Source organism: Streptomyces liangshanensis, from assembly GCF_011694815.1.
In the GTDB taxonomy this organism is placed as follows: Bacteria; Actinomycetota; Actinomycetes; order Streptomycetales; family Streptomycetaceae; genus Streptomyces; species Streptomyces liangshanensis.
Genome location: NZ_CP050177.1, coordinates 6,052,784 through 6,078,122, shown reverse-complemented (window position 1 = coordinate 6,078,122; position 25,339 = coordinate 6,052,784). Strand labels below are relative to the sequence as shown.

The 25,339-nt window shown below is 71.7% G+C and carries 20 protein-coding genes; 4 read left to right on the top strand and 16 right to left on the bottom strand.

Translation table 11 applies throughout. From position 1 onward, the window contains the following. Positions 1 to 148 precede the first annotated feature (148 nt). The 11 genes from secG to HA039_RS26300 all read right to left on the bottom strand — a co-directional run bounded on the left by secG (position 149) and on the right by HA039_RS26300 (position 13,646). Positions 149 to 379, bottom strand: a complete 231-nt coding sequence (gene secG / locus HA039_RS26350; RefSeq protein WP_208298842.1) for a preprotein translocase subunit SecG — start codon at positions 377 to 379, stop codon at positions 149 to 151. Positions 380 to 505: 126 nt separating this feature from the next. Further along, the gene (gene tpiA / locus HA039_RS26345) at positions 506 to 1,300 is read right to left on the bottom strand and encodes a triose-phosphate isomerase (protein WP_167033845.1); all 795 of its coding nucleotides are present in this window, start codon (positions 1,298 to 1,300) and stop codon (positions 506 to 508) included. A gap of 7 nt (positions 1,301 to 1,307) precedes the next feature. Then, positions 1,308 to 2,519, bottom strand: coding sequence for a phosphoglycerate kinase (locus HA039_RS26340; RefSeq protein ID WP_167033844.1), 1,212 nt, complete (start codon positions 2,517 to 2,519; stop codon positions 1,308 to 1,310). Between the two features lie 113 nt (positions 2,520 to 2,632). After that, positions 2,633 to 3,637, bottom strand: a complete 1,005-nt coding sequence (gene gap, locus HA039_RS26335; RefSeq protein WP_167033843.1) for a type I glyceraldehyde-3-phosphate dehydrogenase — start codon at positions 3,635 to 3,637, stop codon at positions 2,633 to 2,635. A 211-nt stretch (positions 3,638 to 3,848) separates the two neighbouring features. Then, complete coding sequence (locus tag HA039_RS26330; protein ID WP_167033842.1) at positions 3,849 to 6,800, bottom strand: M14 family metallopeptidase; 2,952 nt, start codon at positions 6,798 to 6,800, stop codon at positions 3,849 to 3,851. A 187-nt stretch (positions 6,801 to 6,987) separates the two neighbouring features. Beyond that, the gene (gene whiA / locus HA039_RS26325; RefSeq protein ID WP_041990916.1) at positions 6,988 to 7,977 is read right to left on the bottom strand and encodes a DNA-binding protein WhiA; all 990 of its coding nucleotides are present in this window, start codon (positions 7,975 to 7,977) and stop codon (positions 6,988 to 6,990) included. Beyond that, positions 7,968 to 9,002 carry a gluconeogenesis factor YvcK family protein gene (locus HA039_RS26320; protein ID WP_167033841.1) on the bottom strand — a complete coding sequence of 345 codons (1,035 nt, stop codon included), beginning with the start codon at positions 9,000 to 9,002 and terminating at the stop codon, positions 7,968 to 7,970. The genes whiA and HA039_RS26320 overlap by 10 nt, the downstream gene beginning before the upstream one ends. After that, positions 8,999 to 9,937, bottom strand: coding sequence for an RNase adapter RapZ (gene rapZ, locus HA039_RS26315; RefSeq protein WP_167033840.1), 939 nt, complete (start codon positions 9,935 to 9,937; stop codon positions 8,999 to 9,001). The genes HA039_RS26320 and rapZ overlap by 4 nt, the downstream gene beginning before the upstream one ends. Then, positions 9,930 to 11,975 carry an excinuclease ABC subunit UvrC gene (gene uvrC / locus HA039_RS26310; RefSeq protein ID WP_167033839.1) on the bottom strand — a complete coding sequence of 682 codons (2,046 nt, stop codon included), beginning with the start codon at positions 11,973 to 11,975 and terminating at the stop codon, positions 9,930 to 9,932. Before uvrC ends, rapZ begins: the two co-directional genes overlap by 8 nt. Before the next feature lie 107 nt (positions 11,976 to 12,082). After that, positions 12,083 to 13,006, bottom strand: coding sequence for a hypothetical protein (locus HA039_RS26305; protein ID WP_167033838.1), 924 nt, complete (start codon positions 13,004 to 13,006; stop codon positions 12,083 to 12,085). A 4-nt stretch (positions 13,007 to 13,010) separates the two neighbouring features. Next, the gene (locus HA039_RS26300; RefSeq protein ID WP_167033837.1) at positions 13,011 to 13,646 is read right to left on the bottom strand and encodes a papain-like cysteine protease family protein; all 636 of its coding nucleotides are present in this window, start codon (positions 13,644 to 13,646) and stop codon (positions 13,011 to 13,013) included. Between the two features lie 236 nt (positions 13,647 to 13,882). On the opposite strand from HA039_RS26300, the gene HA039_RS26295 reads away from it, so the two are divergent. After that, complete coding sequence (locus tag HA039_RS26295; RefSeq protein ID WP_167033836.1) at positions 13,883 to 14,830, top strand: hypothetical protein; 948 nt, start codon at positions 13,883 to 13,885, stop codon at positions 14,828 to 14,830. A 47-nt stretch (positions 14,831 to 14,877) separates the two neighbouring features. Here the strand turns inward: HA039_RS26295 and HA039_RS26290 are convergent, their stop codons facing one another. Further along, positions 14,878 to 15,297 (bottom strand): Rieske (2Fe-2S) protein, encoded by a 420-nt coding sequence (locus HA039_RS26290; protein WP_167033835.1) that lies wholly within the window; start codon positions 15,295 to 15,297, stop codon positions 14,878 to 14,880. A 157-nt stretch (positions 15,298 to 15,454) separates the two neighbouring features. On the opposite strand from HA039_RS26290, the gene HA039_RS26285 reads away from it, so the two are divergent. Beyond that, entirely contained in the window at positions 15,455 to 16,354 is a 900-nt protein-coding gene (locus HA039_RS26285; protein ID WP_167033834.1) for a carbohydrate kinase family protein, read from the top strand. Between the two features lie 177 nt (positions 16,355 to 16,531). Here the strand turns inward: HA039_RS26285 and uvrA are convergent, their stop codons facing one another. After that, positions 16,532 to 19,435, bottom strand: a complete 2,904-nt coding sequence (uvrA, locus tag HA039_RS26280) for an excinuclease ABC subunit UvrA (RefSeq protein WP_243869757.1) — start codon at positions 19,433 to 19,435, stop codon at positions 16,532 to 16,534. A gap of 253 nt (positions 19,436 to 19,688) precedes the next feature. Between uvrA and HA039_RS26275 the strand changes: the two genes are divergently transcribed. Further along, positions 19,689 to 20,387 carry a maleylpyruvate isomerase family mycothiol-dependent enzyme gene (locus HA039_RS26275; RefSeq protein ID WP_167033833.1) on the top strand — a complete coding sequence of 233 codons (699 nt, stop codon included), beginning with the start codon at positions 19,689 to 19,691 and terminating at the stop codon, positions 20,385 to 20,387. Positions 20,388 to 20,397: 10 nt separating this feature from the next. After that, positions 20,398 to 21,051: an MBL fold metallo-hydrolase gene (locus HA039_RS26270; RefSeq protein WP_167033832.1), complete on the top strand. Its 654-nt coding sequence runs from the start codon at positions 20,398 to 20,400 to the stop codon at positions 21,049 to 21,051. A gap of 51 nt (positions 21,052 to 21,102) precedes the next feature. Here HA039_RS26270 and HA039_RS26265 read toward each other — a convergent pair whose 3' ends face one another. From HA039_RS26265 to HA039_RS26255, 3 genes are all read right to left on the bottom strand, one after another. Beyond that, entirely contained in the window at positions 21,103 to 22,053 is a 951-nt protein-coding gene (locus HA039_RS26265; RefSeq protein WP_167033831.1) for a cytochrome c oxidase assembly protein, read from the bottom strand. An 88-nt stretch (positions 22,054 to 22,141) separates the two neighbouring features. Continuing rightward, positions 22,142 to 23,137, bottom strand: coding sequence for a TerC family protein (locus HA039_RS26260; protein WP_167033830.1), 996 nt, complete (start codon positions 23,135 to 23,137; stop codon positions 22,142 to 22,144). A gap of 225 nt (positions 23,138 to 23,362) precedes the next feature. Then, positions 23,363 to 25,303: a TerD family protein gene (locus HA039_RS26255; RefSeq protein WP_167033829.1), complete on the bottom strand. Its 1,941-nt coding sequence runs from the start codon at positions 25,301 to 25,303 to the stop codon at positions 23,363 to 23,365. Positions 25,304 to 25,339 lie beyond the last annotated feature (36 nt).

Here is a 25,339-nt window from a genome sequence, read left to right as displayed (position 1 = left end):
CGCGAAGCATCGATAGGCAGCTCCGCTGCCGGGTGGCGCCCCAGTCTACGTAAGGCCCAACTCGCGTCCAGAGAGGGGAGTTACCCCCTGCCGCAGGGCGCGGAACCTCATGATAGGCCGCGCCCGCGGCGCCGTACCGTACGTGCGGTCAGCCGTCCAGCTTGAGCAGCAGACCCAGGACGACGATGCTCGCGAACCACAGCAGACCGACAACCACGGTGATGCGGTCGAGGTTACGCTCCGCGACCGAGGACCCACCGACGGACGACTGCATTCCGCCACCGAACATGTCGGAGAGGCCGCCGCCCTTTCCCTTGTGCATCAGCACCAGCAGCATCAGCAGCAGGCTGAAGATGATGAGGGCGATCGAGAACCCCATAACCACGGCTGGACCAACTTCCTCGGACTGACAGGACCAATTCGGACTGCGCAGATGGACTGCGGGGGCCGGATGGCAAGCCACCTGGCCCCCGCAAGGGTACGACGGATCCGTGCTACCGCATACTCACTGGTCGCGGAACCTGACGATCTTGACGAACTCCTCGGCGTCCAGCGCCGCGCCGCCGACCAGAGCGCCGTCCACATCGGGCTGGGCCATGATCGCGGCGACGTTGCCGGACTTCACCGAGCCGCCGTACTGGATGCGGACCTTGTCGGCCAGCTCCTGGGAGTACAGCTCGGCCAGCCGGCCGCGGATCGCCCCGCAGACCTCCTGGGCGTCCTCGGGGGTGGCGACCTCGCCGGTGCCGATCGCCCAGACCGGCTCGTACGCGATCACGATCGTCTCGGCCTGCTCGGCCGGGACGTCCTTGAGACCGCCGTCGAGCTGCGCCAGCGTGTAGGAGACCTGGTCACCGGCCTTGCGGACGTCCAGGCCCTCGCCGACGCAGAGGATCGGGGTCAGGCCGTGCCGGAACGCGGCCTTCACCTTGGCGTTGCACAGCTCGTCGGTCTCGGCGTGGTACTGCCGGCGCTCGGAGTGCCCCACGGCGACGTAGGTGCACTTGAGCTTGGCGAGCATCGAGCCCGAGATCTCACCGGTGTAGGCGCCGGAGTCCTGGGCGGAGATGTCCTGGGCGCCGTACTTGATCTTGAGCTTGTCCCCGTCGACGAGGGTCTGTACGGACCGCAGGTCGGTGAAGGGGGGCAGGACGGCGACCTCGACGGCGTCGTAGTCCTTGTCCGCCAGGGCGAAGGCGAGCTTCTGGGTGTGGGCGATGGCCTCGAGGTGGTTGAGGTTCATCTTCCAGTTGCCCGCCATGAGCGGAAGGCGGCCTGCGGTTTCGGGTGAGTCGGTCATGGAACGGTCAGTCCTCCAGTGCGGCGAGGCCGGGAAGCGTCTTGCCCTCGAGGTATTCGAGGCTCGCGCCGCCACCGGTCGAGATATGGCCGAATGCGTTCTCGTCGAAGCCCAGGATCCGGACGGCGGCGGCGGAGTCGCCACCGCCGACGACCGTGAAGGCCGACGAGTCGAGGAGGGCCTGGGCGACGGCCCGGGTGCCTTCCGCGTAGTCGGGGTGTTCGAAGACGCCCATGGGGCCGTTCCAGAAGACGGTGGCCGCGTCGGCGAGCTTGGAGGCGTAGAGCGCGCAGGTCTCGGGCCCGTTGTCCAGGCCCATCTTCCCGGCGGGCATGGCGTCGGCCCGGACGGTCTCGGGGTGCGCGGGCGCCTTGGTCTTGAGGTCGGGGAACTGCTCGGCGACCAGGAAGTCGACGGGGAGCACGAACTCCACGCCGCGCTCCTCGGCGCGCTTGAGGTAGCCCTGTACGGCCGGGATCTGGTCCTCCTGGAGCAGCGAGGAGCCGACCTCGTGGCCCTGGGCCTTGAGGAAGGTGAACGCCATGCCGCCGCCGATGAGGATGCGGTCGGCCTTCTCCAGCAGGTGGTCGATGACCCCGAGCTTGTCGGAGACCTTGGCACCGCCGAGGACCACCGCGTACGGGCGGGCGACGTCCTCGGTGAGCTTCTTGAGGACACCGACCTCGGTGGCGATGAGGCCGCCCGCGGCGTGCGGCAGGCGGGCGGGGAGGTCCACGACGGAGGCGTGCTTGCGGTGCACGGCCCCGAAGCCGTCGCCGACGTACAGGTCGGCGAGGGCGGCGAGGCGGTCGGCGAAGGCGCCGCGCTCGGCGTCGTCCTTCGCGGTCTCGCCGGGGTTGAAGCGGAGGTTCTCGAGGACGGCGACCTGGCCGTCGGCGAGGCCCGCGACGACGGCCTCGGCCGAGTCGCCGACCGTGTCGGTCGCGAAGGCGACGTCCGCGCGGAGGAGCTCCCCGAGGCGGGCGGCGGCGGGCGCGAGCGAGAAGGCCGGGTCGGGGGCGCCCTTGGGGCGGCCGAGGTGGGACGCGACGATCACGCGCGCGCCCGCTTCGGCGAGGCGGGCGATCGTCGGCAGGACGGCGCGGATGCGGCCGTCGTCGGTGATCGTCGTGCCGTCGAGCGGCACGTTGAGGTCGGCGCGGACGAATACCCGCTTGCCGCCGACCCCTTCGGTGAGAAGTTCGTCGATCGTCTTCATCGGGTGCTGCACTCCTTGGAAGGTCCGGTCGGTTTCCGGGCGGGCCGCACAGGCCGACAGGGCTCGACGGGCGCAGCGTGCGCCCACCGAGCCCTGTCGCCCATGCCGGATGCCTAGAGCTGCGCGCCGACGAACTCGGTCAGGTCGACGAGGCGGTTGGAGTAGCCCCACTCGTTGTCGTACCAGCCGATGATCTTCACGCTCTTGCCCTGGACCATGGTCAGGGAGGAGTCGAAGGTGCAGGAGGCGGGCCAGTTGACGATGTCCGAGGAGACGATCGCGTCCTCGGTGTAGTCCAGGATGCCCTTGAGCTGGCCCTCGGCGGCCTTCTGGAACGCGGAGTTGACCTCGTCCTTGGTCACCTCGCGCTCCAGCTCGACGACCAGGTCGGTGACCGAGCCGGTCGGGACCGGGACGCGCATCGCGATGCCGTCGAGCTTGCCCGCCAGCTCCGGGATCACCAGCGCGGTGGCCTTGGCGGCACCGGTGGTGGTCGGGATGATGTTCTCGGCGGCGGCACGGGCGCGGCGGAGGTCGCTGTGCGGGAAGTCCAGGATCCGCTGGTCGTTCGTGTACGCGTGGACCGTGGTCATCATGCCCTTGACGATGCCGAAGTTCTCCAGGAGAACCTTGGCCATCGGCGCCACACAGTTGGTGGTGCAGGAGGCGTTGGAGATGACGTGGTGGTCGGCCGCGACGTACTTGTTCTCGTTGACGCCCATCACGATGGTGATGTCCTCGTCCTTGGCCGGAGCCGAGATGAGGACCTTCTTGGCGCCGCCCGCGAGGTGCTTCGCCGCGTCGGCCTTCTTGGTGAAGATGCCGGTCGACTCGATGACGATGTCGACGCCCAGCTCACCCCAGGGGATGTCGGCCGGGTTGCGCTCGGAGAGCACCTTGATGGTGTGTCCGTCGACCGTGATGGTGTCGGCGGTGTGGGTCACCTGTGCCTTCAGGCGCCCCAGGATGGTGTCGTACTTCAGCAAGTGCGCGGTGGTCGCAGTGTCACCCAGGTCGTTGACAGCCACGATCTCGATGTCTGCACCCTGCTCCAGCAGCGCGCGGAAGTAGTTACGACCGATGCGGCCAAAGCCGTTGATGCCTACGCGGATCGTCACGAACCGATCTCCTCGTTGGTACGCCGGTTTTCGACGCCGGCGAGTTGTATGGGATGTCCCCGACCGCTCCCGACCCTACCCTCCTGGGGAGGGCGGAGTGACATCGAGCGCCCGTGAAGTCGACAACGGCCCGTACCCGCGGGTAGCGGGCACGGGCCGTCGACGCCGGGGTGGTCGGGTGGCGAACCACCGGTGACCCCGGCCTTGCGGATCAGTGACGCAGGCTGCGCAGTGCCTTGCCGAGGATCGCCGCACGCTGTCCGGCGTCCTGCACGTGCTCCAGGCCGAAGCCGAGCAGCACGGTGTCACGGGTGGTCACCGCGGAGTAGGCCTTGAACAGCTCCTGGACGCGGGTCCAGTCGCCGTCCACGGCCGGGCTGCCCGCGGGGGCCCCCGGGGTGGTCCAGGCGCCGAGGGACGTCTCGAAGCCCTCGGCCTGCTGCTCGCCGCCGCCGACCGACAGGCGCGTGTTGTCCGCGAAGAGGCCGCGGCCGCCGGTGCTGGGGTCGCTGATGTAGCTGAGCGACAGGTCGACCTTCTTGCCGGCGTAGGCGCTCAGGTCGAAGGCGACCTGCTTCCAGCCGTTGGAGGTGCCGGTGAAGCTGTGCCAGGCGCCGGTGGTGCCGGAGGCCTGGCAGGCGGCGTCGCCGAGGGTGAGGTAGTGCTCCAGGAACGGGTGCCCGGCGAGGAAGAACCCGGCCTCGCACTCGGCGGGGACCGCGGCGCTGGTGGCGCCGCCGGTGTCGGGGAGGGTGGTCCAGTCCTCGGCGCCGGTGGTGTGGGCCTCCAGGACGGCGTGGTCGTAGCCCGGCTCGGTGTTCCAGTTCAGCGCGAGACGCAGCTCGGGCCGGTCGGCCGCGGTGACCCCGGTGAGGTCGACGGTCCGGCTCAGGCGCCGCCACGCGTCGTCCTCGTGGGTGGCGGCCGCCATCCAGGAGCCCTGGTAGGGGGCGTACGGGTTGACGATGCCGGCGTACGTGCCCGCCTGGGCGCTGCGGAACTGGGGGAAGGTCGCCGGGTCCAGGTTCTCGGAGGTGATGTTGTAGACCCCGGCCGCGTTCAGCGGGTTGCCGGGGGCGGCTCCGAGCGGTCCGGCCGCGCCCGCGAGGGCGCCGTCGCCGGTGAAGCCGGTGGCGCCGCCGAGGGACGTACGGCCGTACGCGCCCAGGAAGTACTGGCTGAAGTCGTTGGTCTGGGCGCGCCCGACCTGGGCGTTGCCGCCGGCCAGCTCACCGGCCTCGACCAGCTTGCCGCCCTCGTTGATGAAGTCCCTGACGGCCAGCTGGGTGTCCCCGGTCGGGGCGGTGGCCCCGGTGTGGTGGACGGCGGTGGAGAAGTGGGAGAGGACCCCCAGCGGGTGCGGGGCACCCTGGGTGGGGACGTCCCAGACCACGGCGGTACGGCCGTTGGCCCGCAGGGCGTCGACGTAGGCGGCGGCGTTCTGGGCGGAGCCGGCGCCTTCGGAGATCACGATCGTGTCGGCGCGGGGGCGCTCGGCGACGGTGTAGGTGAAGTGCTCACTGGCCGTGGCCTTGCCGGCCTTGGTGCGGCCGGTGAACCAGACCTCGACCTTGTCGCCCGGGTCGGCGTCCTCGACGTCGGCGCGGTACTCGTCGAAGTGGAGGTTGTCGTCGCCGCCGTAGGTCTCGCCGCCCTTCCAGGCCTTGAGGTCCTCGTCGTGCGTACGGCCGCCGTTGATCCGGTAGTTGAGCTCCTTGTCCCGGACCGACTTGCGGACGGTGACCGCGACCTCCTGGTCCGCGCCGCGCGCGTACGAGGTGGTGAAGGGGTCCAGGGTGAAGTCGGGGGCCGTCAGGCCCACCGCGGAGACCGGCTGGTCAGGGTGGACGGCGGTCTCGGCGACGGAGAGCGCGAAGGGGACGTTCTTGGCGAACTCGCCCTGGATCAGCTTCTCGTCGTCGGGGAAGTTGAAGCCGGACTGGCAGTCCCTGGCCTCCCACGCGTCGGCCGGGTCGGCCGCGGACGCGGTCTGGCAGGTGGTCATCTCCGGGGTGAACATCATGATGCCGTTGACGTTCGCCGCGTGCCCGTCGGCCTCACCGTTGGTGGTGTACAGCTCGGAGGAGACCTGCGGGTAGTAGCCGGGGACGGCGGAGTTCTCGGGCGTACCGGCGAGCGCCTTGTACAGCACGTCGTCGGGGGTGGGGGTGGCGACCTGCCAGCCCACGCCGTACAGGAGCAGCTCGGCGGCCGAGTGGTAGTTGATGCCGTAGTCGAAGCCGATGCTCTTCTGGAAGCGGTCGATCGCCTTCGTCTCGGGCTCCGAGTTCGGGCCGGCGCCGCGGTAGGTCTCGCCGTTGGGCCGGGGCGACGAACCCTCGTCGTCGTAGCCCCACTTGAAGGCGAAGTTGCGGTTGAGGTCGACGCCGTCGCCGGGACCGATCTTCCCGTCGGCGTTGATGTCGCGCAGGTTCTTGCGCCACAGCCGGTCGCCGTCGGGGCTGAACGTGTAGTCGTAGCCGTCCGGGTTGGCGCTGAGGACGAACCACAGCTCGGTGGAGTCGACGATCTTGGTGATCCGCCGGTCCTTGCCGTAGTTGTCGAGGTAGTAGTGCATCAGGCGGCGCGTCATCTCGGGAGTGATCCACTCCCGGGCGTGCTGGTTGGACATGTAGAGCACGGACGGCTTGGCGCCGTCCTTCGTCTTCTTCGCGCCCTTGCTGACCTTGAGCGCGAGGATGTCCTGGCCCTGGACGGTCTTGCCGATGGAGACGACCTTGGTGAGGCCGGGGTTGGCCGCCCCCGTCTTGACGATCTCTTCCTTGAGGTTGCCCTTGCCGCTGTACGGGCGGAAGACGCCGTCGCCGGCCGCCTGGATCCGGGCCTCGGCCTTGTTCGCGATCTTGCGCTCGGTGACGTCGACGCCCTGCTGTTCCAGGCCGCGCGCCTGCGCGTCGGTGAGGAACAGCTCGACCTTCGCCGTGCCCTTCTCCGGTGCCAGCTCGCCCAGTTCGTGGGAGTCCTGGCCGGCGGCTATGAGCAGCGGCACCTGCTCCTTGGTGACCTGTGCGTCGAACACCTTCACGGCGTCCGCGCCGCTGTCCGCGGCCGGTGCCGTCCGCGCCTCGGCGAGCGGTGCCAGTGTCACTCCGCCCACCAGCAGCGCGCCCGCCGCGAGGATCGATCTCGCTCTGCGTCTCATGTGCCCCCCTTGCCGTTGTCCGTCACGTACGTGACCAGACGTCAGGTTCACCACGCTCCATGATCATGTCAAGGGCACATCGGGCACGCGCGGGGTAGGTGCTGGAGACACCTAAATCGGACAGCGCGAAGGGTGCCGCCCGCCTCCGGGGAGGCGGGCGGCACCCGGTGGTGCGGGGCGGGGAGCGTCAGCCGACGAGACCGTCGGCCATCTCCTCGCTGAGGGTCGACTCCGTACCCGGAATGCCCAGGTCCTGGGCCCGCTTGTCGGCCATGGCCAGCAGCCGGCGGATCCGGCCCGCGACCGCGTCCTTGGTCAGCGGCGGGTCGGCGAGCGCGCCCAACTCCTCCAGCGACGCCTGCTTGTGCTCCATGCGCAGCCGCCCGGCCGCGGCGAGGTGCTCGGGCACCTCCTCGCCGAGGATCTCCAGGGCGCGCCCCACCCGGGCCCCCGCCGCGACGGCGGCGCGGGCCGAGCGGCGCAGGTTCGCGTCGTCGAAGTTGGCGAGGCGGTTGGCCGTGGCGCGGACCTCGCGGCGCATCCGCCGCTCCTCCCACGCGAGCACCGACTCGTGCGCGCCGAGCCGGGTCAGCAGGGCGCCGATCGCGTCCCCGTCCCGTACGACCACCCGGTCCACGCCCCGTACCTCACGGGCCTTCGCGGCGATCTGGAGCCGGCGGGCCGCGCCCACCAGGGCGAGGGCCGCCTCGGGGCCGGGGCAGGTCACCTCCAGCGAGGAGGAGCGGCCGGGCTCGGTGAGCGAGCCGTGCGCGAGGAACGCCCCGCGCCACGCCGCCTCGGCGTCACAGGTGGCACCGGAGACGACCTGCGGGGGCAGGCCGCGGATCGGGCGCCCCCGGCCGTCGACCAGACCGGTCTGGCGGGCCAGCTGGTCACCGCCGGTGATCACCCGTACGACGTAACGGCTGCCTCTGCGCAGGCCGCCCGGGGCCATCACCACGAGCTCCGAGTTGTGCCCGAAGATCTCCAGGATGTCCTTGCGGAGCCGGCGCGCGGCGATGCTGGTGTCCAGCTCCGCCTCGATCACGATGCGGCCGCTCACCAGGTGCAGCCCGCCCGCGAACCGAAGAATCGCCGAGACCTCAGCCTTCCTACAACACGTCCGGGTGACGGGGAGGCGGGCGATCTCGTCCTTCACCGCTGGCGTCATCGCCATGGGCCGATCCTTCCATGCATCCGAAAAATACGGTCGTACGCGGCTGCCAACAGCTCCGGATCGTGCTTCGGGGAACTGTCGGTCGCTGCCACCGGCGCCAGCTCGACCGCGGCACCGAACCGTTTGGCGGCATCGGCGAGTGACTCGCAGTCAGGCACGGCGGCCTCATCGGCGAGCACCACGTCCAGGGCGAGTTTAGGGGCGTGTCGCCCCAAAACCTCCAAATGACGCTGCGGTGAGAAGCCATCGGTTTCACCGGGTTGTGGTGCGAGATTCAACGACAGCACCCGGCGGGCCTTCGTCTCGACCAGCGCGTCGAGCAACTCCGGCACCAGCAGGTGCGGGATCACCGACGAGAACCACGAACCGGGACCGAGCACCACCCAGTCGGCGTCCAGCACCGCCGCGACGGCCTCGGGCACCGCGGGCGGGTCGTTCGGCACCAGGTGCACGGACTGCACCTCGCCCCGGGTCAGCGCCACCGTGGCCTGGCCCCGCACGGTGTCGACGTCGTCCGGGCGGGCCGGGTCGTGCCCCCGTACCAGCGCCTGGAGCTCCAGCGGCACCGCCGACATGGGCAGCACCCGGCCGTGCGCGCCGAGCAGCTTGCCGACCAGGTCCAGGGCCTGCACATGGTCGCCCAACTGCTCCCACAGGGCGACGATCAGCAGATTGCCCACCGCGTGGTCGTGCAGATCGCCCCGGGAGACGAAGCGGTGCTGGATGACCCGGGCCCACGTCTGGCCCCAGTCGTCGTCACCGCAGAGCGCCGCCAGCGCCTTGCGCAGGTCGCCCGGCGGCAGGACACCCAGCTCGTCGCGGAGCCGGCCGCTGGAGCCGCCGTCGTCGGCGACCGTGACGACGGCGGTCAGGTCGCCGGTGATCCGGCGCAGGGCCGCCAGGGAGGCGGACAGGCCCCGGCCGCCGCCGAGGGCGACGACCTTGGGCTGGGCACCGCGAGCCCGCGACGCCGGCGCGGGGGTCCCCCGGCGCAGGCGTCGCATGCGGAAGGTGCGTCCGGTCACTCGCGCCCCATGTCCCGGTGGACGACGACGGTCTCGACGCCTTCGGCGGCGAGGCGGGCGGCGAGCTTCTCGGACATGGCGACGGAACGGTGCTTGCCACCCGTACAGCCGACGGCGACCGTCACGTACCGCTTGCCCTCGCGGCGGTACCCGGCGGCGATCAGCTGGAGCAGCTCGGTGTAGCGGTCGAGGAACTCCTTGGCGCCCGGCTGGTTGAACACGTACGCGGACACCTCCTCGTTGAGGCCGGTGAAGGGTCGCAGCTCCGGCACCCAGTGCGGGTTCGGCAGGAAGCGGCAGTCCACCACCAGGTCGGCGTCGACGGGCAGGCCGTACTTGTACCCGAACGACATCACCGTCGCCCGCAGCTCCGGCTTCTCGTCCCCGGCGAACCCGGCGTCCAGCTTGGCGCGCAGCTCGTGCACGTTGAGGCTGGAGGTGTCGATCACCAGGTCGGCGTCGCCCCGCAGCTCGCGCAGCAGGTCGCGCTCGGCCTCGATGCCGTCCACGATCCGGCCGTCCCCCTGGAGGGGGTGCGGGCGCCGGACGGACTCGAAGCGGCGGACCAGCGTCTCGTCCGACGACTCCAGGAAGACGATCCTGCGGTTGACGCCCTTCGCGTCGAGATCCGCCAGGGACTCGCGGAGGTTGTCGAAGAACCGCCGGCCGCGGACGTCCACGACCACCGCGATCCGCGCCACGTTGCCCTGCGAGCGGGCGCCGAGCTCCACCATCGTGGGGATCAGCGCGGGTGGCAGGTTGTCGACGACGAACCAGCCGAGGTCCTCCAGGCACTTCGCCGCGGTGCTGCGCCCCGCGCCCGACATGCCGGAGATGATCACCAGCTCGGGGATGGCCGCCTCGACGGCCTCACCGGCCTCCTTCGTGGTGCCCGTACTCACGTGCTCCGCTCCGTCCCGGTCGTGCTCAGTCATGCGTGCTGCCCCCGTCGTCATCCATGATCTCTCCTGTTGCCGTGTTCACGGCGGGTGCGGCCGGGGCCGCCTGGGCGAGGGCCACGGCGACGGCCTCGGCCGTCTTGCGGCCGAGCCCCGGCACCTCGCAGATCTGCTCGATTGTCGCCTGTCGCAGCCGCTTCACCGAGCCGAAATGCTTGATGAGCGCCTGCTTCCGGGTCTCCCCGAGACCGGGGACGTCGTCCAGCGGGCTGGTCCTGATGCGTTTGGCCCGCTTCGCCCGCTGATAGGTGATCGCGAAGCGGTGCGCCTCGTCCCGGACCCGCTGGAGCAGGTAGAGGCCCTCGCTGGAGCGGGGCAGCACCACCGGGTCGTCGTCGTCCGGCAGCCAGACCTCTTCGAGGCGCTTGGCGAGCCCGCAGACGGCCACGTCGTCGATGCCCAGCTCGTCCAGGGCCCGCTTGGCCGCCGCGACCTGCGGCTGCCCGCCGTCGACCACGACCAGCTGCGGCGGGTACGCGAAGCGCTTGGGGCGGCCGTCGTCCTCGGGCGCCGCGGGGACCTCGCCCGAGGCGTCGGTCTCGCCCGCGAGGTCCTGCTCCGTCCACTCCCCCGTCTTCTCCTTCTCCAGGAGGTAGCGGCGGAAGCGGCGGGCGATCACCTCGTGCATCGACCGGACGTCGTCCTGGCCCTCGCCGTGCCAGACCTGCGTGTCGCCGACCCGCCCCTTGATCTGGAACCGGCGGTATTCGCTCTTACGGGCGAGGCCGTCCTCGAAGACCACCATGGACGCGACGACGTCGTCCCCCTGGAGGTGGGAGATGTCGAAGCACTCGATCCGCAGCGGCACACTGTCCAGGTCCAGGGCCTGCGCGATCTCCTCCAGGGCCCGGGAGCGGGTCGTGAGGTCGCTGGCCCGCCGGGTCTTGTGCAGGACGAGCGCCTGCTGCGCGTTGCGCCCGACCGTCGCCATCAGGTCCTTCTTGTCGCCCCGCTGCGGGATGCGCAGGGACACCAGGGAACCGCGGCGCTCGCTGAGCCACTGGGTGACGGCGGCCGTCTCCGCGTCGTCGCCGGGCAGCGCCGGGACGAGGACCTCCTTCGGTACGGAGTCGCCGGTCTCGTCCCCGTACAGCTGCTGGAGCGCGTGCTCGACCAGGCCGGCCGTGCCGACCTCCTCGACCTTGTCCGTGACCCAGCCGCGCTGGCCGCGCACCCGGCCGCCGCGGACGTGGAAGATCTGCACGGCGGCCTCCAGCTCGTCCTCGGCCACCGCGATCAGGTCCGCGTCGGTGGCGTCGGCGAGCACGACGGCGTTCTTCTCCATCGCCCGGCGCAGCGCCCCTATGTCGTCCCGCAGCCGGCCCGCCTTCTCGTACTCCATGTCCTCGGCGGCGACCGTCATCTGCCGCTCCAGGCGGCGGATGTACGCGCCGGTGCGGCCGGCCATGAAGTCGCAGAACTCCTCGGCCAGTTCGCGGTGCTCCTCCGGGGTGACCCGGCCGACGCAGGGCGCGGAGCACTTGCCGATGTACCCGAGCAGGCAGGGGCGGCCCGTCCGCGCCGCGTTCTTGAACACCCCGGCGGAGCACGTCCGTACGGGAAACACCCGGAGCATCAGGTCGACCGTCTCGCGGATCGCCCAGGCGTGGCCGTACGGACCGAAGTACCGCACGCCCTTGCGCTTGGCGCCGCGCATCACCTGGACGCGCGGGAACTCCTCGTTGAGGGTGACCGCGAGGTACGGATAGCTCTTGTCGTCGCGGTACTTGACGTTGAACCGGGGGTCGAACTCCTTGATCCAGGAGTACTCCAGCTGGAGCGCCTCGACCTCGGTGGAGACGACCGTCCACTCGACGGAGGCGGCGGTGGTGACCATCGTGCGCGTACGGGGATGCAGGCCCGCCAGGTCCTGGAAGTAGCTCGACAGGCGCGGGCGCAGGCTTTTCGCCTTCCCGACGTAGATCACCCGGTGGTGTTCGTCGCGGAACTTGTAGACCCCCGGCGAGTCGGGGATCTGTCCCGGCTTGGGGCGGTAGCTGGAGGGGTCGGCCATGCTCTCCACCCTACTGGCGAGCGCCGACAACGCGGGACGCGACGGCCCCGGCGGGAATCGCCCGCCGGGGCCGTGGGAGCGACGCGTTCGCGGTGCCTGGCCGCGCGTCAGCGCCGCCGCGGACGCAGGACGGCCACCGCGGCCAGTCCGAGGGCCAGCAGCACGCCGGCCACGGGCAGTACGGCGGGGCCGGCCGGTGCCGGAGCGGGCGCGGAGGAGCCGGTGGGGGCGGCCGGGTCTGCGCCGGGGGCGGCCTGGGCCCGGACGGCGGGTCCTGGGCGCGGTACCGGGGCGGGGGACCCGTCGGGGCCGTATCCGCCCGCCGCGCCGTCCCCCGCGTAGGCCGAGCCGGGCAGCTTGTCCCCGTAGGAGCGGTGGACCCGGCGCTGGTAGGCGCCGAGCGTCGTGCCCCCGGCGCCGATCGCGGTGGTCGCCTCCGGGTCGAGCGGCAGGACCCGGTCGCCGCGCTGGACGTACCACGCGTCGATCTGGGGTTCGCGGAAGACGGTGCCGCCCGCGAGGCGGGCGGCACCCAGCGCGGCGAAACGGGTCTCGTCGTCACCGGTGGCGATGTTCACGACCTGCCACCGGCCGTCCTGTTCCGCCGTCCACACCGATGCCGTGCGCCCGTCGGCGGAGACGGCTCCGGTGGCCAGGAACGCGACCTTCGCCACCGGGGTGGTGAGCGCGGCGCGCGACCCGGGCTCGGCGGCCACGAAGGCCGTGGAGAGCAGGCGGACGGGGACGGTGGCCCCTTCGACGCGGGCCGCGCCGGAACCGCCGGTTTCCTTGCGGAGGGACCCCGCCGCCCGGGTCGGGTCCGGCGCGGCGAAGAAGCGGCGCAGGGTGTCCAGGGTGTCGGCCGCCCCGGCCGCCCGGCCCGCGGCCGCGAGGGCCGAGGCGGCCGGCGGCGCGGGAGGAGGGCCGGGAGGGATCGGGGAGCCGGCCGCCATGGCCGCGGCGGGGGTCAGACCGACGAACGCGGCGGTGAGGACGGCGGCGGTCAGGGGGCCGACGGTCGGGTGTCGCACGGCCTCACGCTCCGATCCGGTAGAGGGAATGGGTCCAGGAGAACTCGCTGTTGCGCTGGTACCAGCTGTAGGAGGCCCAGTTGTAGCGGCTGTTGGAGCCCCACGGGTCGCCCCAGTAGACCCAGTTGCTCGCGGTGTCGTAGCCGTAGAGGACGTGCATGTGGCCGCCGCCCGACGACCAGAGGATGCGGGTCTCCATCGGCCGCCGCGCGTTGATCTCGCTCTGCACGGTGGCGTAGCTCAGGGTCCCGGTGATGTAGGAGCCCGCGCTGATGCCGGACCAGCGCAGGGCGGTCTGCACGTTGGCGAGCGTGGCCTGGTTGTTGGGGCACGTCGAGCCCTGGGCCCGGTTGAAGGCCGCGTTGCAGAAGTCGTTCTGGGTGTGGTTCCGGCCGAACCAGGTCGCGATGGTGTTGCCGGCCGCGGCCCAGCACCAGTTGGACTTCTGCTGGGCCTGCATGGAGATGCCGAGTTGCGAGGACGCCGCGGCGGCCGGAACGGTCCTCGGAGCGCTGTCCGCCGTGGCGGTGGCGGTGGGAAGGGCGAACAGGACGGCCGCGACGAGGCCGGTGAGCGAAAGCCGCCGGAGGGGCCGGCGGCGGGACACCGTGCGCGGGGTGACGTGGGGGACAGAGGACATGGCATTCCTCCCCTGGTGAGGGTCGGGGTGGAGGTGAGGAGCGCGTCCGGACGCTGACGAGGAGCATCGGGTGTTGTCCCGAACAGGTCAACACGCTTCAATGCGGGATGACATCGCGGTGTGAACGGCCCGGCCTCCATGTGAACGGGGAACGCCCGGCCCGCGCTGCTCCGCGGCCCCGGCCAGGACGGCGGACCGCGATGACCGGACGTGAATGTTCACAGAGGAGCCGGCGGATGGAGCGGAGCCCCGTACCCGCGGAAGAGGCGGAGACCGTGCTCGCGGAGGCGTTGCGCGACGGCCCGTTCCCTCTCGCCCTGCGGACGGCCCTGGCCGCGCGCGGGCTCGCCCTGCACCGGGTGCGGCGGCAGCTCGCGCTGCGCGGCATCAACGTGGGAGTGACCAGCCTCAGTTACTGGCAGCAGGGCGCGCGGCGGCCCCGGCGGCTCGAATCCCTCCGTGCGGTACGTGCCCTGGAGGAAATCCTCGACCTGCCGGCCGGCGCGCTGACCCGGCACCTCGGCACGGAACGCCCGGCGCCGGGTCCCGAGCGCCCCCGGTCCCGGCCGTACCGCACGCTGACGGAGCAGGCCGGGGTCCTGGACCAGCTGCTCTCCGACCTGGAGTTGCCCGCGGACGGCGGGCTGCACTCCGTCCTCCAGGTGGACGACGTCCGCATCGGCCCGGTCCGGGAACTGCTGGGTCGCGACTCGCGGCATGTGGTCAAGGCGCACCGGGACGGTGTCGACCGCTACCTCGCCATCCACCACGGGGAGGAGGGGTGCGAACCGGACCTGGTGGTGGTACGGGGGCACGAGAACTGCCGGGTGGGGCGGGTACGCCGGCACCGGGGCGCGGGCCTGGTGGTCGCGGAGCTGCTGTTCGACGTACGGCTGCGCGCGGGCGATACCTGGATGTTCGCGTACGGCTTCGAGGACGGCACCGGAGGCCGGAGCAACGAGTACGCCCGCAACTTCAGCTTCGCCGCCGCGCAGTACGTGATGCAGGTGCGGTTCGCCCCGGAGGCGCTGCCCGTGCGCTGCCGCCGTTTCACGCGTACGTCGGCGGGGGCGCCGCGCGGGGGCCGGACGGACCTCACGGTCGGCGGGCGGCACCGTACGGTCCACCTGATGGAGGAGAGCGCCGGGCCCGGGATCGTAGGGATCGACTGGGACTGGGCCTGAGGTCGTCCGCCGCGTGCTCCGCGTACGGGCCGGGTCAGGGCCCGGAGTCAGGCCTTCGGGCCCGCGACGAGGTTGTCGCCCTCCAGCGTGATGGGGACCTTCGGCAGCGGCACCGTCGCGGGACCGTGCACCGCCTCGCCGGTGGTGACGTCGAAGCGGCTGCCGTGACACGGGCAGTCACCGATCGTGCCTTCGAGCTTCTCCAGGAGGCAGCCGGCGTGGGTGCACTGGGCGCTGAACCCCTTGTACTCGCCCTTCGCGGGGCAGTACACGACCACCCGCTGCTCCTTGTAGAGCTTCGCCCCGCCGACGGGCACCTCGGACGCGGCGCCCAGCGGCTCGGGGGCCGTGGGGGTGGGCGTCTGGGCGTGGCCCAGCTTGGACTCGGTGGAGCAGGCCGCGACCCCCAGTCCGGCCGCGCCGGCGAGCGCGGCCCCCTTCAGCACGGTACGGCGGGGGGTGCGCATGGTGTCTCCACAGGTCAGGGGGCGTCCGAGCCGCCGCGGGGTGCGGGCGGGTGACATACGTGACGATACCGGCGGGGTGGGCGGGGGCGGCCTCGGGGGTGGGTCGGGGTGGGTCGGGGGGCTTCGCGTGCGGCGGGTATGCGTTACGTTCGGATCTGTGATCGTCGTCGCCGGAGAAGCCCTGATCGACCTGGTGCCGCAGCGGGCCGCCGGGGACCGTACGGACAACGCCACGCCCGCGCCGCTGCTGCCGCGCCTCGGGGGCGGGCCGTTCAACACGGCCGTCGCGCTCGGCCGGCTCGGGTCGCCCGCCGCCTTCTGTTCGCGGATCTCGGAGGACGTCTTCGGGGACATGCTGATGGAGGGCCTGCGGACGGCGGGCGTCGACACGTCCTTGGTGCAGCGGGGCCACGAGCCCACGACCCTCGCCGTCGCGGCGCTCGGCCCGGACGGCTCGGCGGGCTTCGGCTTCTACGCGGAGGGCAGCGCGGACCGCCTCTTCGAACTGCCGCACGCGCTGCCGCCGGAGGTGCGGGCGCTGGCCCTGGGTACGTGCGCGCTGGTGCTGGAGCCGGGGGCGAGCGCGTACGAGGCGCTGTTGCGGCGGGAGTCGTCGCGCGGGGTGTTCACGCTGCTCGACCCGAACGTCCGGCCGGCGGTGATCCCGGACGCGGACGCGTACCGGACCCGCTTCACCGGCTGGCTGCCGTCCGTGACGCTGCTGAAGCTGTCCGTGGACGACGCGGAATGGCTGGGGGGTGTCCCGGCGGAGTGGACGGCTCGGGGGCCCGCGGCGGTGGTCCTGACCCGGGGCGCGGAGGGGCTGTCCGTGTGGACGGCGGACGGGACGGAGGTGTCCGTGCCGGCGGCGGAGGTGTCCGTGGTGGACACGATCGGGGCGGGCGACGCGGTGAACGCCGCGCTGCTGCACGCCCTGGCGACCCGCGACGCGCTGTCCCCCGCGGGGGTGGTGGGGTTGGGGTCGGCGGGGTGGCGGGAGGTGCTCGCCTTCGCGGCGGAGTCAGCGGCCGAGGTCTGCGCCCGCGCGGGAGCGTAAGGCCCTGTTGCACGTGCGGGTCAAAGATGTCCTCAATCGCCAGCCGGGCTTGATCGTGCCGCAGCGGGCACATCAAGCCCGTCAGGCGATTGAGGACGATCGGTAAGCCGCGCCCGCGCACGGGCAGACGTCAAACCGAAGCCCGTCCGGCGATTGAGGACATCGGGGAGCCGCGCGTCAGCGGGGTGTGGGCTTGCGGCGGCGGGTGGGCTTCTTCGGGGAGGCGTCGCTGATGCGGTCCGCGTCCAGGATCTCGCGCAGGAACTTCCCCGTATGACTCGCAGCCTCCCCCGCCACCTGCTCCGGCGTCCCCTCGGCAACCACCAGTCCGCCCCCGTTCCCGCCCTCGGGACCCATGTCGATCACCCAGTCCGCCGTCTTGATGACGTCCAGGTTGTGTTCGATCACGATCACCGAGTTGCCCTTGTCGACCAGCCCGGACAGCACCTTGATGAGCTTGCTGATGTCCTCGAAGTGCAGGCCGGTCGTCGGCTCGTCCAGGACGTAGACCGTGCGGCCCGTGGAGCGCTTCTGGAGCTCGCTGGAGAGCTTCACGCGCTGGGCCTCGCCGCCCGAGAGTGTCGGCGCGGACTGGCCGAGCCGTACGTACCCGAGACCCACCTCGTTGAGCGTCCTGAGGTGACGCGAGATCGCCGGCACCGCCTCGAAGAAGTCGAGCGCCTCCTCGATCGGCATGTCCAGCACCTCGGCGATGGACTTGCCCTTGTAGTGGACCTCCAGCGTCTCCCGGTTGTAGCGCGCCCCGTGGCAGACCTCGCAGGGGACGTACACGTCCGGCAGGAAGTTCATCTCGATCTTGATCGTGCCGTCGCCCGAGCAGTTCTCGCAGCGGCCGCCCTTCACGTTGAAGGAGAAGCGCCCCTGGAGGTATCCCCGGACCTTCGCCTCCATCGTGTCGGCGAAGAGCTTGCGGACGTGGTCGAAGACGCCGGTGTACGTGGCCGGGTTGGACCGGGGCGTCCGGCCGATGGGCGACTGGTCGACGTGGACGACCTTGTCGACCAGGTCGTCGCCCTCGACCCGGGTGTGCCGCCCCGGCACCGACTTCGCGCCGTTCAGCTCGCGCGCCAGGTGCGTGTAGAGGATGTCGTTGACCAGCGTCGACTTCCCGGAGCCCGAGACCCCGGTGACGGCGGTGAGCACGCCCAGCGGGAACGAGACGTCGATGTCCTGGAGGTTGTTCTCCCGCGCCCCCTGGACCGTGAGCTGCCGGCTCCCGTCCACGGGCCGCCGGATCTCCGGCGTCGGGATGGACCGCTTCCCCGACAGGTACTGCCCGGTCAGCGACTCCTTGTTGGTCAGCAGCCCCTTCAACGGGCCCGAGTGCACGACCTTCCCGCCGTGCTCGCCGGCCCCCGGGCCGATGTCGACGACCCAGTCGGCGACCTTGATGGTGTCCTCGTCGTGCTCGACGACGATCAGGGTGTTGCCCATGTCCCGCAGCCGGACCAGGGTCTCGATCAGCCGGTGGTTGTCCCGCTGGTGGAGGCCGATGGACGGCTCGTCCAGGACGTAGAGCACCCCGACCAGGCCGGAGCCGATCTGGGTGGCGAGCCGGATGCGCTGGGCCTCGCCGCCGGACAGGGTGCCCGCGGCGCGGTTCAGCGACAGGTAGTCCAGGCCGACGTCGACCAGGAACCGCAGCCGTTCGTTGACCTCCTTGAGGACCCGCTCGGCGATCTTCTTGTCGCGCGCGTTCAGCTTGAGCCGGCCGAGGAACTCGGCGCAGTCGCTGATCGACAGGGCCGCGATGTCGGCGATGGACTTGTCCATGACCGTGACCGCGAGGACGATCGGCTTGAGGCGCGTGCCCTTGCAGGTCGGGCAGGGCACCTCGCGCATGTACCCCTCGAAGCGCTCGCGGCTGGAGTCCGTCTCGGACTCGCCGTGCCGCCGCTTCACGAAGGAGACCGCTCCTTCGAAGGCGGGGGTGGTGTACGCGCGCTCCCGCCCGTACCTGTTCCGGTACCGGACCTCGACCTGCGTCTTGTGGCCGTACAGCAGGGCCTTCTTGGCGCGCGCGGGCAGTCCGGCCCAGGGGATGTCCGTACGGAAGCCGAGGGCCTGCGCGAGGCCGCCGATCAGCCGGCCGAAGTACTCCTTGGTGTGGCCGTGGGACCAGGGGTGGATCGCGCCCTCGTCCAGGGACTTGTCCTCGTCCGGGACGACCAGCTCCGGGTCGACCTCCATGCGCGTACCGATACCGCTGCACTCGGGGCAGGCGCCGAAAGGCGAGTTGAAGGAGAAGGAGCGGGGCTCCAGCTCCTCGAAGGACAGGTCGTCGTACGGGCAGTAGAGGTGCTCGGAGAACATCCGCTCGCGCTCGGGGTCGTCCTCCGGGAGGTCCACGAAGTCGAGCACGACCATGCCGCCGGACAGGCCCAGCGCGGTCTCGACCGAGTCGGTCAGCCGGCGCTTGGCGCTGTCCTTCACCGTGAGGCGGTCGACGACCACCTCGATGGTGTGCTTCTCCTGCTTCTTGAGGGTGGGCGGCTCGGTGAGCTGGATCGTCTGCCCGTCGACCCGGGCGCGGCTGTACCCCTTCGTCTGGAGATCGGCGAAGAGGTCGACGAACTCGCCCTTGCGCTCGCGGACGAGCGGCGAGAGGACCTGGAAGCGGCTGCCCTCGGGCAGCTCCAGGACGCGGTCCACGATGGCCTGCGGCGACTGGCGGGAGATCGGCCGGCCGCACTCGGGGCAGTGCGGCTTGCCGATCCTGGCGAAGAGCAGCCGGAGGTAGTCGTACACCTCGGTGATCGTGCCGACCGTCGAGCGCGGGTTGCGCGAGGTCGACTTCTGGTCGATCGAGACGGCCGGGGACAGCCCCTCGATGAAGTCGACGTCCGGCTTGTCCATCTGACCGAGGAACTGCCGGGCGTACGAGGACAGCGACTCCACGTACCGGCGCTGCCCCTCGGCGAAGATCGTGTCGAACGCGAGGGAGGACTTGCCCGACCCGGAGAGCCCGGTGAAGACGATGAGGGAGTCACGGGGGAGGTCGAGCGAGACGTTCTTGAGATTGTGCTCGCGCGCGCCACGGACGATGAGACGGTCGGCCACGCCGGTCCGCACCTTTCTGGGGAGGGAAACAGGGGCGGAGCCCCCCTTGCGGCTTCGCAGCCTGAGGGGGTCGCGCCAGAGCGATGGGGGTGCACGGGGAGCCCTGTCTTCGGGTGCCCACGCGGTTCTGCCTACATGCCAGGATGCCTCTTCCGAGCTTATAGCACGTGCATTCGATTTACGGCCGTTCTCCGCCGCCTTCACCCGATCGAGTGGCGGACGCCGTCCCGAGGCGGTCGCTATCGTCGGCGCCATGACTGATCACGTACGGGACCTGGCCCTCCTGCGCGAGGCGGACGAAAGGCTCCTCCACGCCGCTGCCTCACTGGACAACGCGAGCCTCGCCGCGCCGTCACGGCTGCCGGGCTGGAGCCGGGGGCACGTCCTGGCCCATCTCGCGCGGAACGCGGACGCTCTGGTCAACGTTCTCCAGGGCCGGCCCATGTACGCCGACGGCGCCACCCGGGACGCGGACATCGAGCGGGACGCGTCCAGGGCCCTCGACGTCCATCTCGCCGATGTACGTAACGCCGCGGCCCGCTTCCATCATTCCGCGGCCGTCCCCGCCGACTGGACCCGTACCGTCGCCCTGCGCAACGGCGTGACCGACGCCGCGGCGCGGGTGCCCTTCCGGCGCTGGATCGAGGTCGAGCTGCACCACGTCGACCTGGGCCTGGACCGCACGCTGGAGGACCTCTCCGAGGAGTTCACCGAACGGGAGATCACCTTCCTCGCGGACCGCTTCTCCGGGAACGCCTCGGTCCCCCCGCTGACCCTGGCCACCCCCGCCGGGCACACGTGGCGTACGGGGCGTACGCCTGACGTCGGGGACGGGCCCGCGGACGTCGTCACCGGCGCCGCGCCGGACCTGCTGGGGTGGCTCGCGGGGCGGCGTGACGGATCCGCACTGGAGTTCGCGAGCGGCCCCCTTCCCGTCCTGCCCCCGCTATAGGCTGAGCCGTATGACGTACAGCGGAGCGGTGAAGGTCGGCGGACCTGCGGATGTGCACGAACTGCCCGACCTGGTGATCTCCAAGGTCGAGGTCGGCACGATGGGCAACAACTCCTATCTGCTGCGCTGCCGGGCCACCGGTGAGCAACTGCTGATCGACGCCGCGGCCGACGCGGGGACGCTGCTGACCCTGATCGGTGAGGACTCCGTCGCGTCCGTCGTCACCACCCACCGCCACCAGGACCACTGGCAGGCGCTGGCGGAGGTCGTGGCGGCCACCGGGGCCCGTACGTACGCGGGGCGGTACGACGCGGAGGCCATCCCCGTCCCCACCGACGTCCTGGTCGAGGACGGGGACACGATCCGGGTGGGGGCGATCGGCCTCACCGCCGTGCACCTGGTGGGGCACACGCCGGGTTCGATCGCGGTGATCTACGACGACCCGCACGGTCACCCGCACGTCTTCACCGGCGACTGCCTCTTCCCCGGCGGCCCCGGACGCACCGGGAACCCCACGGACTTCGGCACGCTGATGGACGGCCTGGAGTCCAAGATCTTCGCGGCGCTGCCCGACGAGGCCTGGATCTACCCCGGTCACGGCGACGACTCCACCCTCGGCGCCGAACGGCCCTCCCTGCCGGAGTGGCGCGCGCGGGGCTGGTAGCCGCCCGCACCAGGCGTCCGTACGACGCCCGGGCCCCCCGGCGGGGGCCCGTCAGCGGCCGTCGCGCATGCGCCGGCCCACTTCGCCGTCCTCCGTCTCCCACCAGGGGCGTACGAGATCCGGTCCCGGCCCCGGTACGCCGCCCCCGGCCGGCGCGGCCGGCGCCAGTTCGCGGTCGAGGCGGGCGTCCAGGTCCCGGGACCTGGCGCGGTCCGCGCGCCACCACTCGGCGAAGACGGCGATCAGGAACGGCAGCGCGACCAGTTCCGCGAGGCTCAGCATCAGTCCCCCGCCGAGCCGCTGGTCCTGCTGGACCCCCGGCCCCCAGGTGCGCCCCTGCGCCGCGTACCAGCGGCCGGCCACCGACGTCCCGCTGGTCATGACGACGATGCCGGGGACGGAGTCGAAGAGCCCGTCCAGGAAGACCAGCGCGGCCCGGACGGGGTGGGTGCACCAGCGGGGCAGCAGGTCCCGGCCGGTGAGCATGGGCAGCACGAACAGGCAGCCGGTGATCAGCAGTTGGGCCTGCATCAGCCGGCGGACCGCGTCGTGGTGCAGCGACGCGGTGAAGTACGGCGTGAAGTAGATGGTCAGCTCGGACACGAGCACCACGAGCGAGCTGACCAGCGGGAAGGTCAGCACCCTCGCCGGGAGCGAGGTCAGCGCCCGGTGCAGCGCGCCGTCCCCGGCGGCCAGCCCCAGGGGGTCGCCGAGGGCCAGGCCGAGGGGGGCGAGGAGGTCCAGCAGGATGTTCTGCACGGCCGCCGGCCAGAACAGCACCCGGTCGTAGACCGCGAGGGACGACATCGTGGCCACCACGATCGTGCCGAGGCCGAGGACCACGAAGGCCCCGGTCCGGGCGACGGGCCAGCGCCGTCCCGCCCGTCGGAGCCGTACCACCCCGGCGCCGTAGGCCCCTCCGAGGACGGCCACGGCGGCCACGGCGACCGGGTCCAGCCGCCACGAGGACAGGCCCCGGGCGAGCGTGAGCTGCGGCAGCACGACGTGCCCTCTTCCCTTCCCGCCCCCGGCGTACGATTCCGCCGCCCACGGTAGACCGGGGGCGGCGGAAGGCCGGAGGCGGGTCGGGTCAGGCCTCGATGCTGTCCTTGTCCGCGGCGGCGGGCTCCGCCGCGTCACGCTCGGCCTGCTTCTTGGAGGCGATGAGGCTGGTGATCGTCGTGACGATCAGGACACCGCAGATGACGGCCAGGGACACCGGGATGGAGATCTCCGGCACGTGCACCCCCTGCTCGTGCAGCGCGTGGAGGACCAGCTTCACCCCGATGAAGCCCAGGATGACCGACAGCCCGTAGCTGAGGTGCACCAGCTTCTTGAGCAGTCCGCCGATCAGGAAGTACAGCTGCCGCAGTCCCATCAGGGCGAAGGCGTTGGCGGTGAAGACGATGTACGGGTCCTGGGTCAGGCCGAAGATCGCGGGGATGGAGTCCAGCGCGAACAGCACGTCGGTGGTGCCGATGGCGAGCATGACGACCATCAGCGGGGTCAGGACCCGCTTGCCGTTCTTCCGGATGAAGAGCTTGGTGCCGTGGTACTTGTCCGCGACGCCGAAGCGCTGCTCGATGGACTTCAGGAGGCGGTTCTCCTCGAACTCCTCGTCCTCGTCGTCGGAGCGCGCCTCCTGGACGAGCTTCCAGGCGGTGTAGATGAGGAACGCGCCGAAGATGAAGAACACCCACGAGAAGCTCGCGATGATCGCGGCGCCGGCGGCGATGAAGACGGCCCGCAGGACCAGGGCGATCAGCACACCGATCAGCAGCACCCGCTGCTGGAGGTGGGAGGGCACCGAGAACTTCGCCATGATCAGGACGAAGACGAAGAGGTTGTCCACGCTGAGTGACTTCTCGGTGATGAAGCCCGCGAAGAACTCGCCCGAGGCCTGGCCCGTGCCGAACACCATCAGGCCGAGGCCGAACACCACCGCCAGGGCTATCCAGACACCCGTCCAGATGCCCGCCTCCTTGATCGACACGTCATGGGGCTTGCGCCCGATGAAGAAGTCGACCGCGATCAGGGCGGACAGACCGAGGATGGTCGTCGCCCACAAGATCCATGACACGTCCACTGCGCCTCCGGCGTCGTACGGCTACAAGATCAGCGTCGTCGCTGCCGGAGGTCTCCTCCACCCGGACGGCCACCGCCGCTCCTCGGGCCGACGCCCCGGGACCGATTGCGGTCCGTATTGACGGGTACGTCGCGATACGGGAGTACTCCCCTCCGATACCCAGAAGAGTACAGGAAAGACCAAGGAAAGGTAAAGAAAAAGGTAAAGGAATCCCAAGAGCGCAGGTCAGCGGCGCCATGCGCGACGAGCCGCCGCGACCTGTCCGAGTGCCTGGGTGACCACCCGGCTGCCCTGCGGGACGGTCGGCGGCTCGTACGTCCAGGCGTGGCCGACCCAGGGGTCGGCGAGGTGGCTGTCCGGGATCGGGGTGATCCGGAGGAGGGACCTCCAGAGCGGGTCGAGCACCGGTCCGTACGCGTGGGCGTCCTCGCGGTCCGCGACCATCAGCAGGTGCACGCCGACCGACGGGCCCTCGTCGGCGAGGTAGCGCAGCTGGGTCACGGCCCGGTCGTCGAAGCCGTGCGGGAAGTCGTTGACGATCAGCAGCTGTTCGGCGGTGTCGAGGTCGGGCGGCAGGGACTCGGCGGCCCCGCCCCGCACGGCCATCTGCACCAGGTCGACACGCTGGGTGAGCTTCGCGAGGACGGCCGAGACGCCGGCGGCGCCCGCCGCGGGCGGCCCGTCGAGGACCCCGGAGGACGTCAGCGGGGCCAGGGCGGCCGCTCCGGCCCCGGCGGGGTCGATGACGTGGACGGTGAACTCGCCGGGCGGGTAGACGGCCAGCAGGCGCGCCGCGTGGACGACGGCGGTGTCCATGGCCAGCCGGCGCAGCCGGTCCTCGTCCATCGTCATGGCGGCCTCGGAGCCGAGCCGGCCGCTGTCGATCCACAGCCCGCGCTCCAGCGGCAGCCGGACGAGCATCGGGATCCGCAGGTCGGGGCGCTCGGGCAGGTGTACGTCCCCGAGGCGCAGCGCCATGGGGATCTCCATCGGGACGCGGTAGGCGTGCCAGACGGGGTTGTCCCAGCCCGCGTAGGCGGCGGGGAGGGCCGGTTCGACCACCTCGGCCTCGGCGGTGAGCTGGGCGAGGTCGCGGTCGAGGACCTCGCGCGCCCGGGCGGTCAGCTCGTCGTGCTTGGCGCGGGCCGCCTCGCGGGCGGTGTCGCCGGCGCGGCCGATGCGGTTGCGGGGGTCGGACAGGACGCGGTCCAGTTCCTGTTCCATCCGGGACTCGGCGAAGTCGACGGCGCTGCGGTACGCGGCGACGGCGCGGGCCAGATCCTCGAACATGCCCCAGACCTGGTTGTAGAGGCGCTCGTCCATGGACCAGCCCGTCGCGTCGCCCGCGACGGGGCGCGGGGGCTGTCCGGGGGCGGCGGGCGGGGCGGCCGGGGGCGGGGGCGGCGGGGTGGAGGTGCGGCGGCCGGGGTGCGTGTAGTTGACGGCTCCGCCCGCGCCGGTGGGCGGGCAGGCCTGCGGCGGTACGGGGCCGGGCGGGGCCGGCGGCGGGGTCACGGGGCCGGGTTGCGGGGCCGCGGGCCCGGGCGCCGGTGAGTCGGGGCGGGCGCGGGCCCCGTCGGGCGCCGCGGGCAGGGGCGCCTGGACGGCGCTCGCGAGGTGGCGGGCGACCGCCTCCTGGATGGTGGCGGCGCACGCGCGCGCCTCCGGGAGGCCCTGGTCGCCGAGGAGGGCGGCGAGGCCGCCCGCGTACCCCTGGCCGACGGCGCGGACCTTCCAGGCGCCCTGGCGGCGGTAGAGCTCCAGGGCGACGACGGCGGACTCGGTGTCCAGGCCGGTGAGGGTGAACCCGGCGATCTCGGTGCCGTCGGTGGAGGTGACGGCGGCGAAGGGCGCGGCCGTGCCGCCGAAGCGGTCGGGGCCGCCCACGCCCTCGGGGAGCGCGAACAGCACGTGCACCAGGTGGACGCGCTCGGGCACGGCCTCCAGGTCGACGTGGAAGCGCAGCGCGGCGGCGGCCTGGCGGGAGACCTCGACGCCGGGGAGCGTGGGTGAGCCGGGGTGGGCGATCCACTCGGTGCCGGGGACGGTGCCCCCGGCGTCGGCGAGGGTGACGCAGGCCAGGACCGGCGCGCCGGCCGTCACCCGTATCTCCAGTCGGGTGTGCGGCAGGGGGTGGTTCTGTCCCCGGACCAGCTCGGCCGTCATCGCCTCTGTCCCCTCGTCGGTCTCGTGCGGTGCGCG

Bases quoted from the DNA above. Each gene is read 5' to 3' on its own strand.
- secG (WP_208298842.1), bottom strand. From the start codon at position 379: ATGGGGTTCTCGATCGCCCTCATCATCTTCAGCCTGCTGCTGATGCTG.
- tpiA (WP_167033845.1), bottom strand. From the start codon at position 1,300: ATGACCGACTCACCCGAAACCGCAGGCCGCCTTCCGCTCATGGCGGGC.
- HA039_RS26340 (WP_167033844.1), bottom strand. From the start codon at position 2,519: ATGAAGACGATCGACGAACTTCTCACCGAAGGGGTCGGCGGCAAGCGG.
- HA039_RS26330 (WP_167033842.1), bottom strand. From the start codon at position 6,800: ATGAGACGCAGAGCGAGATCGATCCTCGCGGCGGGCGCGCTGCTGGTG.
- whiA (WP_041990916.1), bottom strand. From the start codon at position 7,977: ATGGCGATGACGCCAGCGGTGAAGGACGAGATCGCCCGCCTCCCCGTC.
- rapZ (WP_167033840.1), bottom strand. From the start codon at position 9,937: ATGACTGAGCACGACCGGGACGGAGCGGAGCACGTGAGTACGGGCACC.
- uvrC (WP_167033839.1), bottom strand. From the start codon at position 11,975: ATGGCCGACCCCTCCAGCTACCGCCCCAAGCCGGGACAGATCCCCGAC.
- HA039_RS26300 (WP_167033837.1), bottom strand. From the start codon at position 13,646: ATGTCCTCTGTCCCCCACGTCACCCCGCGCACGGTGTCCCGCCGCCGG.
- HA039_RS26295 (WP_167033836.1), top strand. From the start codon at position 13,883: ATGGAGCGGAGCCCCGTACCCGCGGAAGAGGCGGAGACCGTGCTCGCG.
- HA039_RS26290 (WP_167033835.1), bottom strand. From the start codon at position 15,297: ATGCGCACCCCCCGCCGTACCGTGCTGAAGGGGGCCGCGCTCGCCGGC.
- HA039_RS26275 (WP_167033833.1), top strand. From the start codon at position 19,689: ATGACTGATCACGTACGGGACCTGGCCCTCCTGCGCGAGGCGGACGAA.
- HA039_RS26270 (WP_167033832.1), top strand. From the start codon at position 20,398: ATGACGTACAGCGGAGCGGTGAAGGTCGGCGGACCTGCGGATGTGCAC.
- HA039_RS26255 (WP_167033829.1), bottom strand. From the start codon at position 25,303: ATGACGGCCGAGCTGGTCCGGGGACAGAACCACCCCCTGCCGCACACC.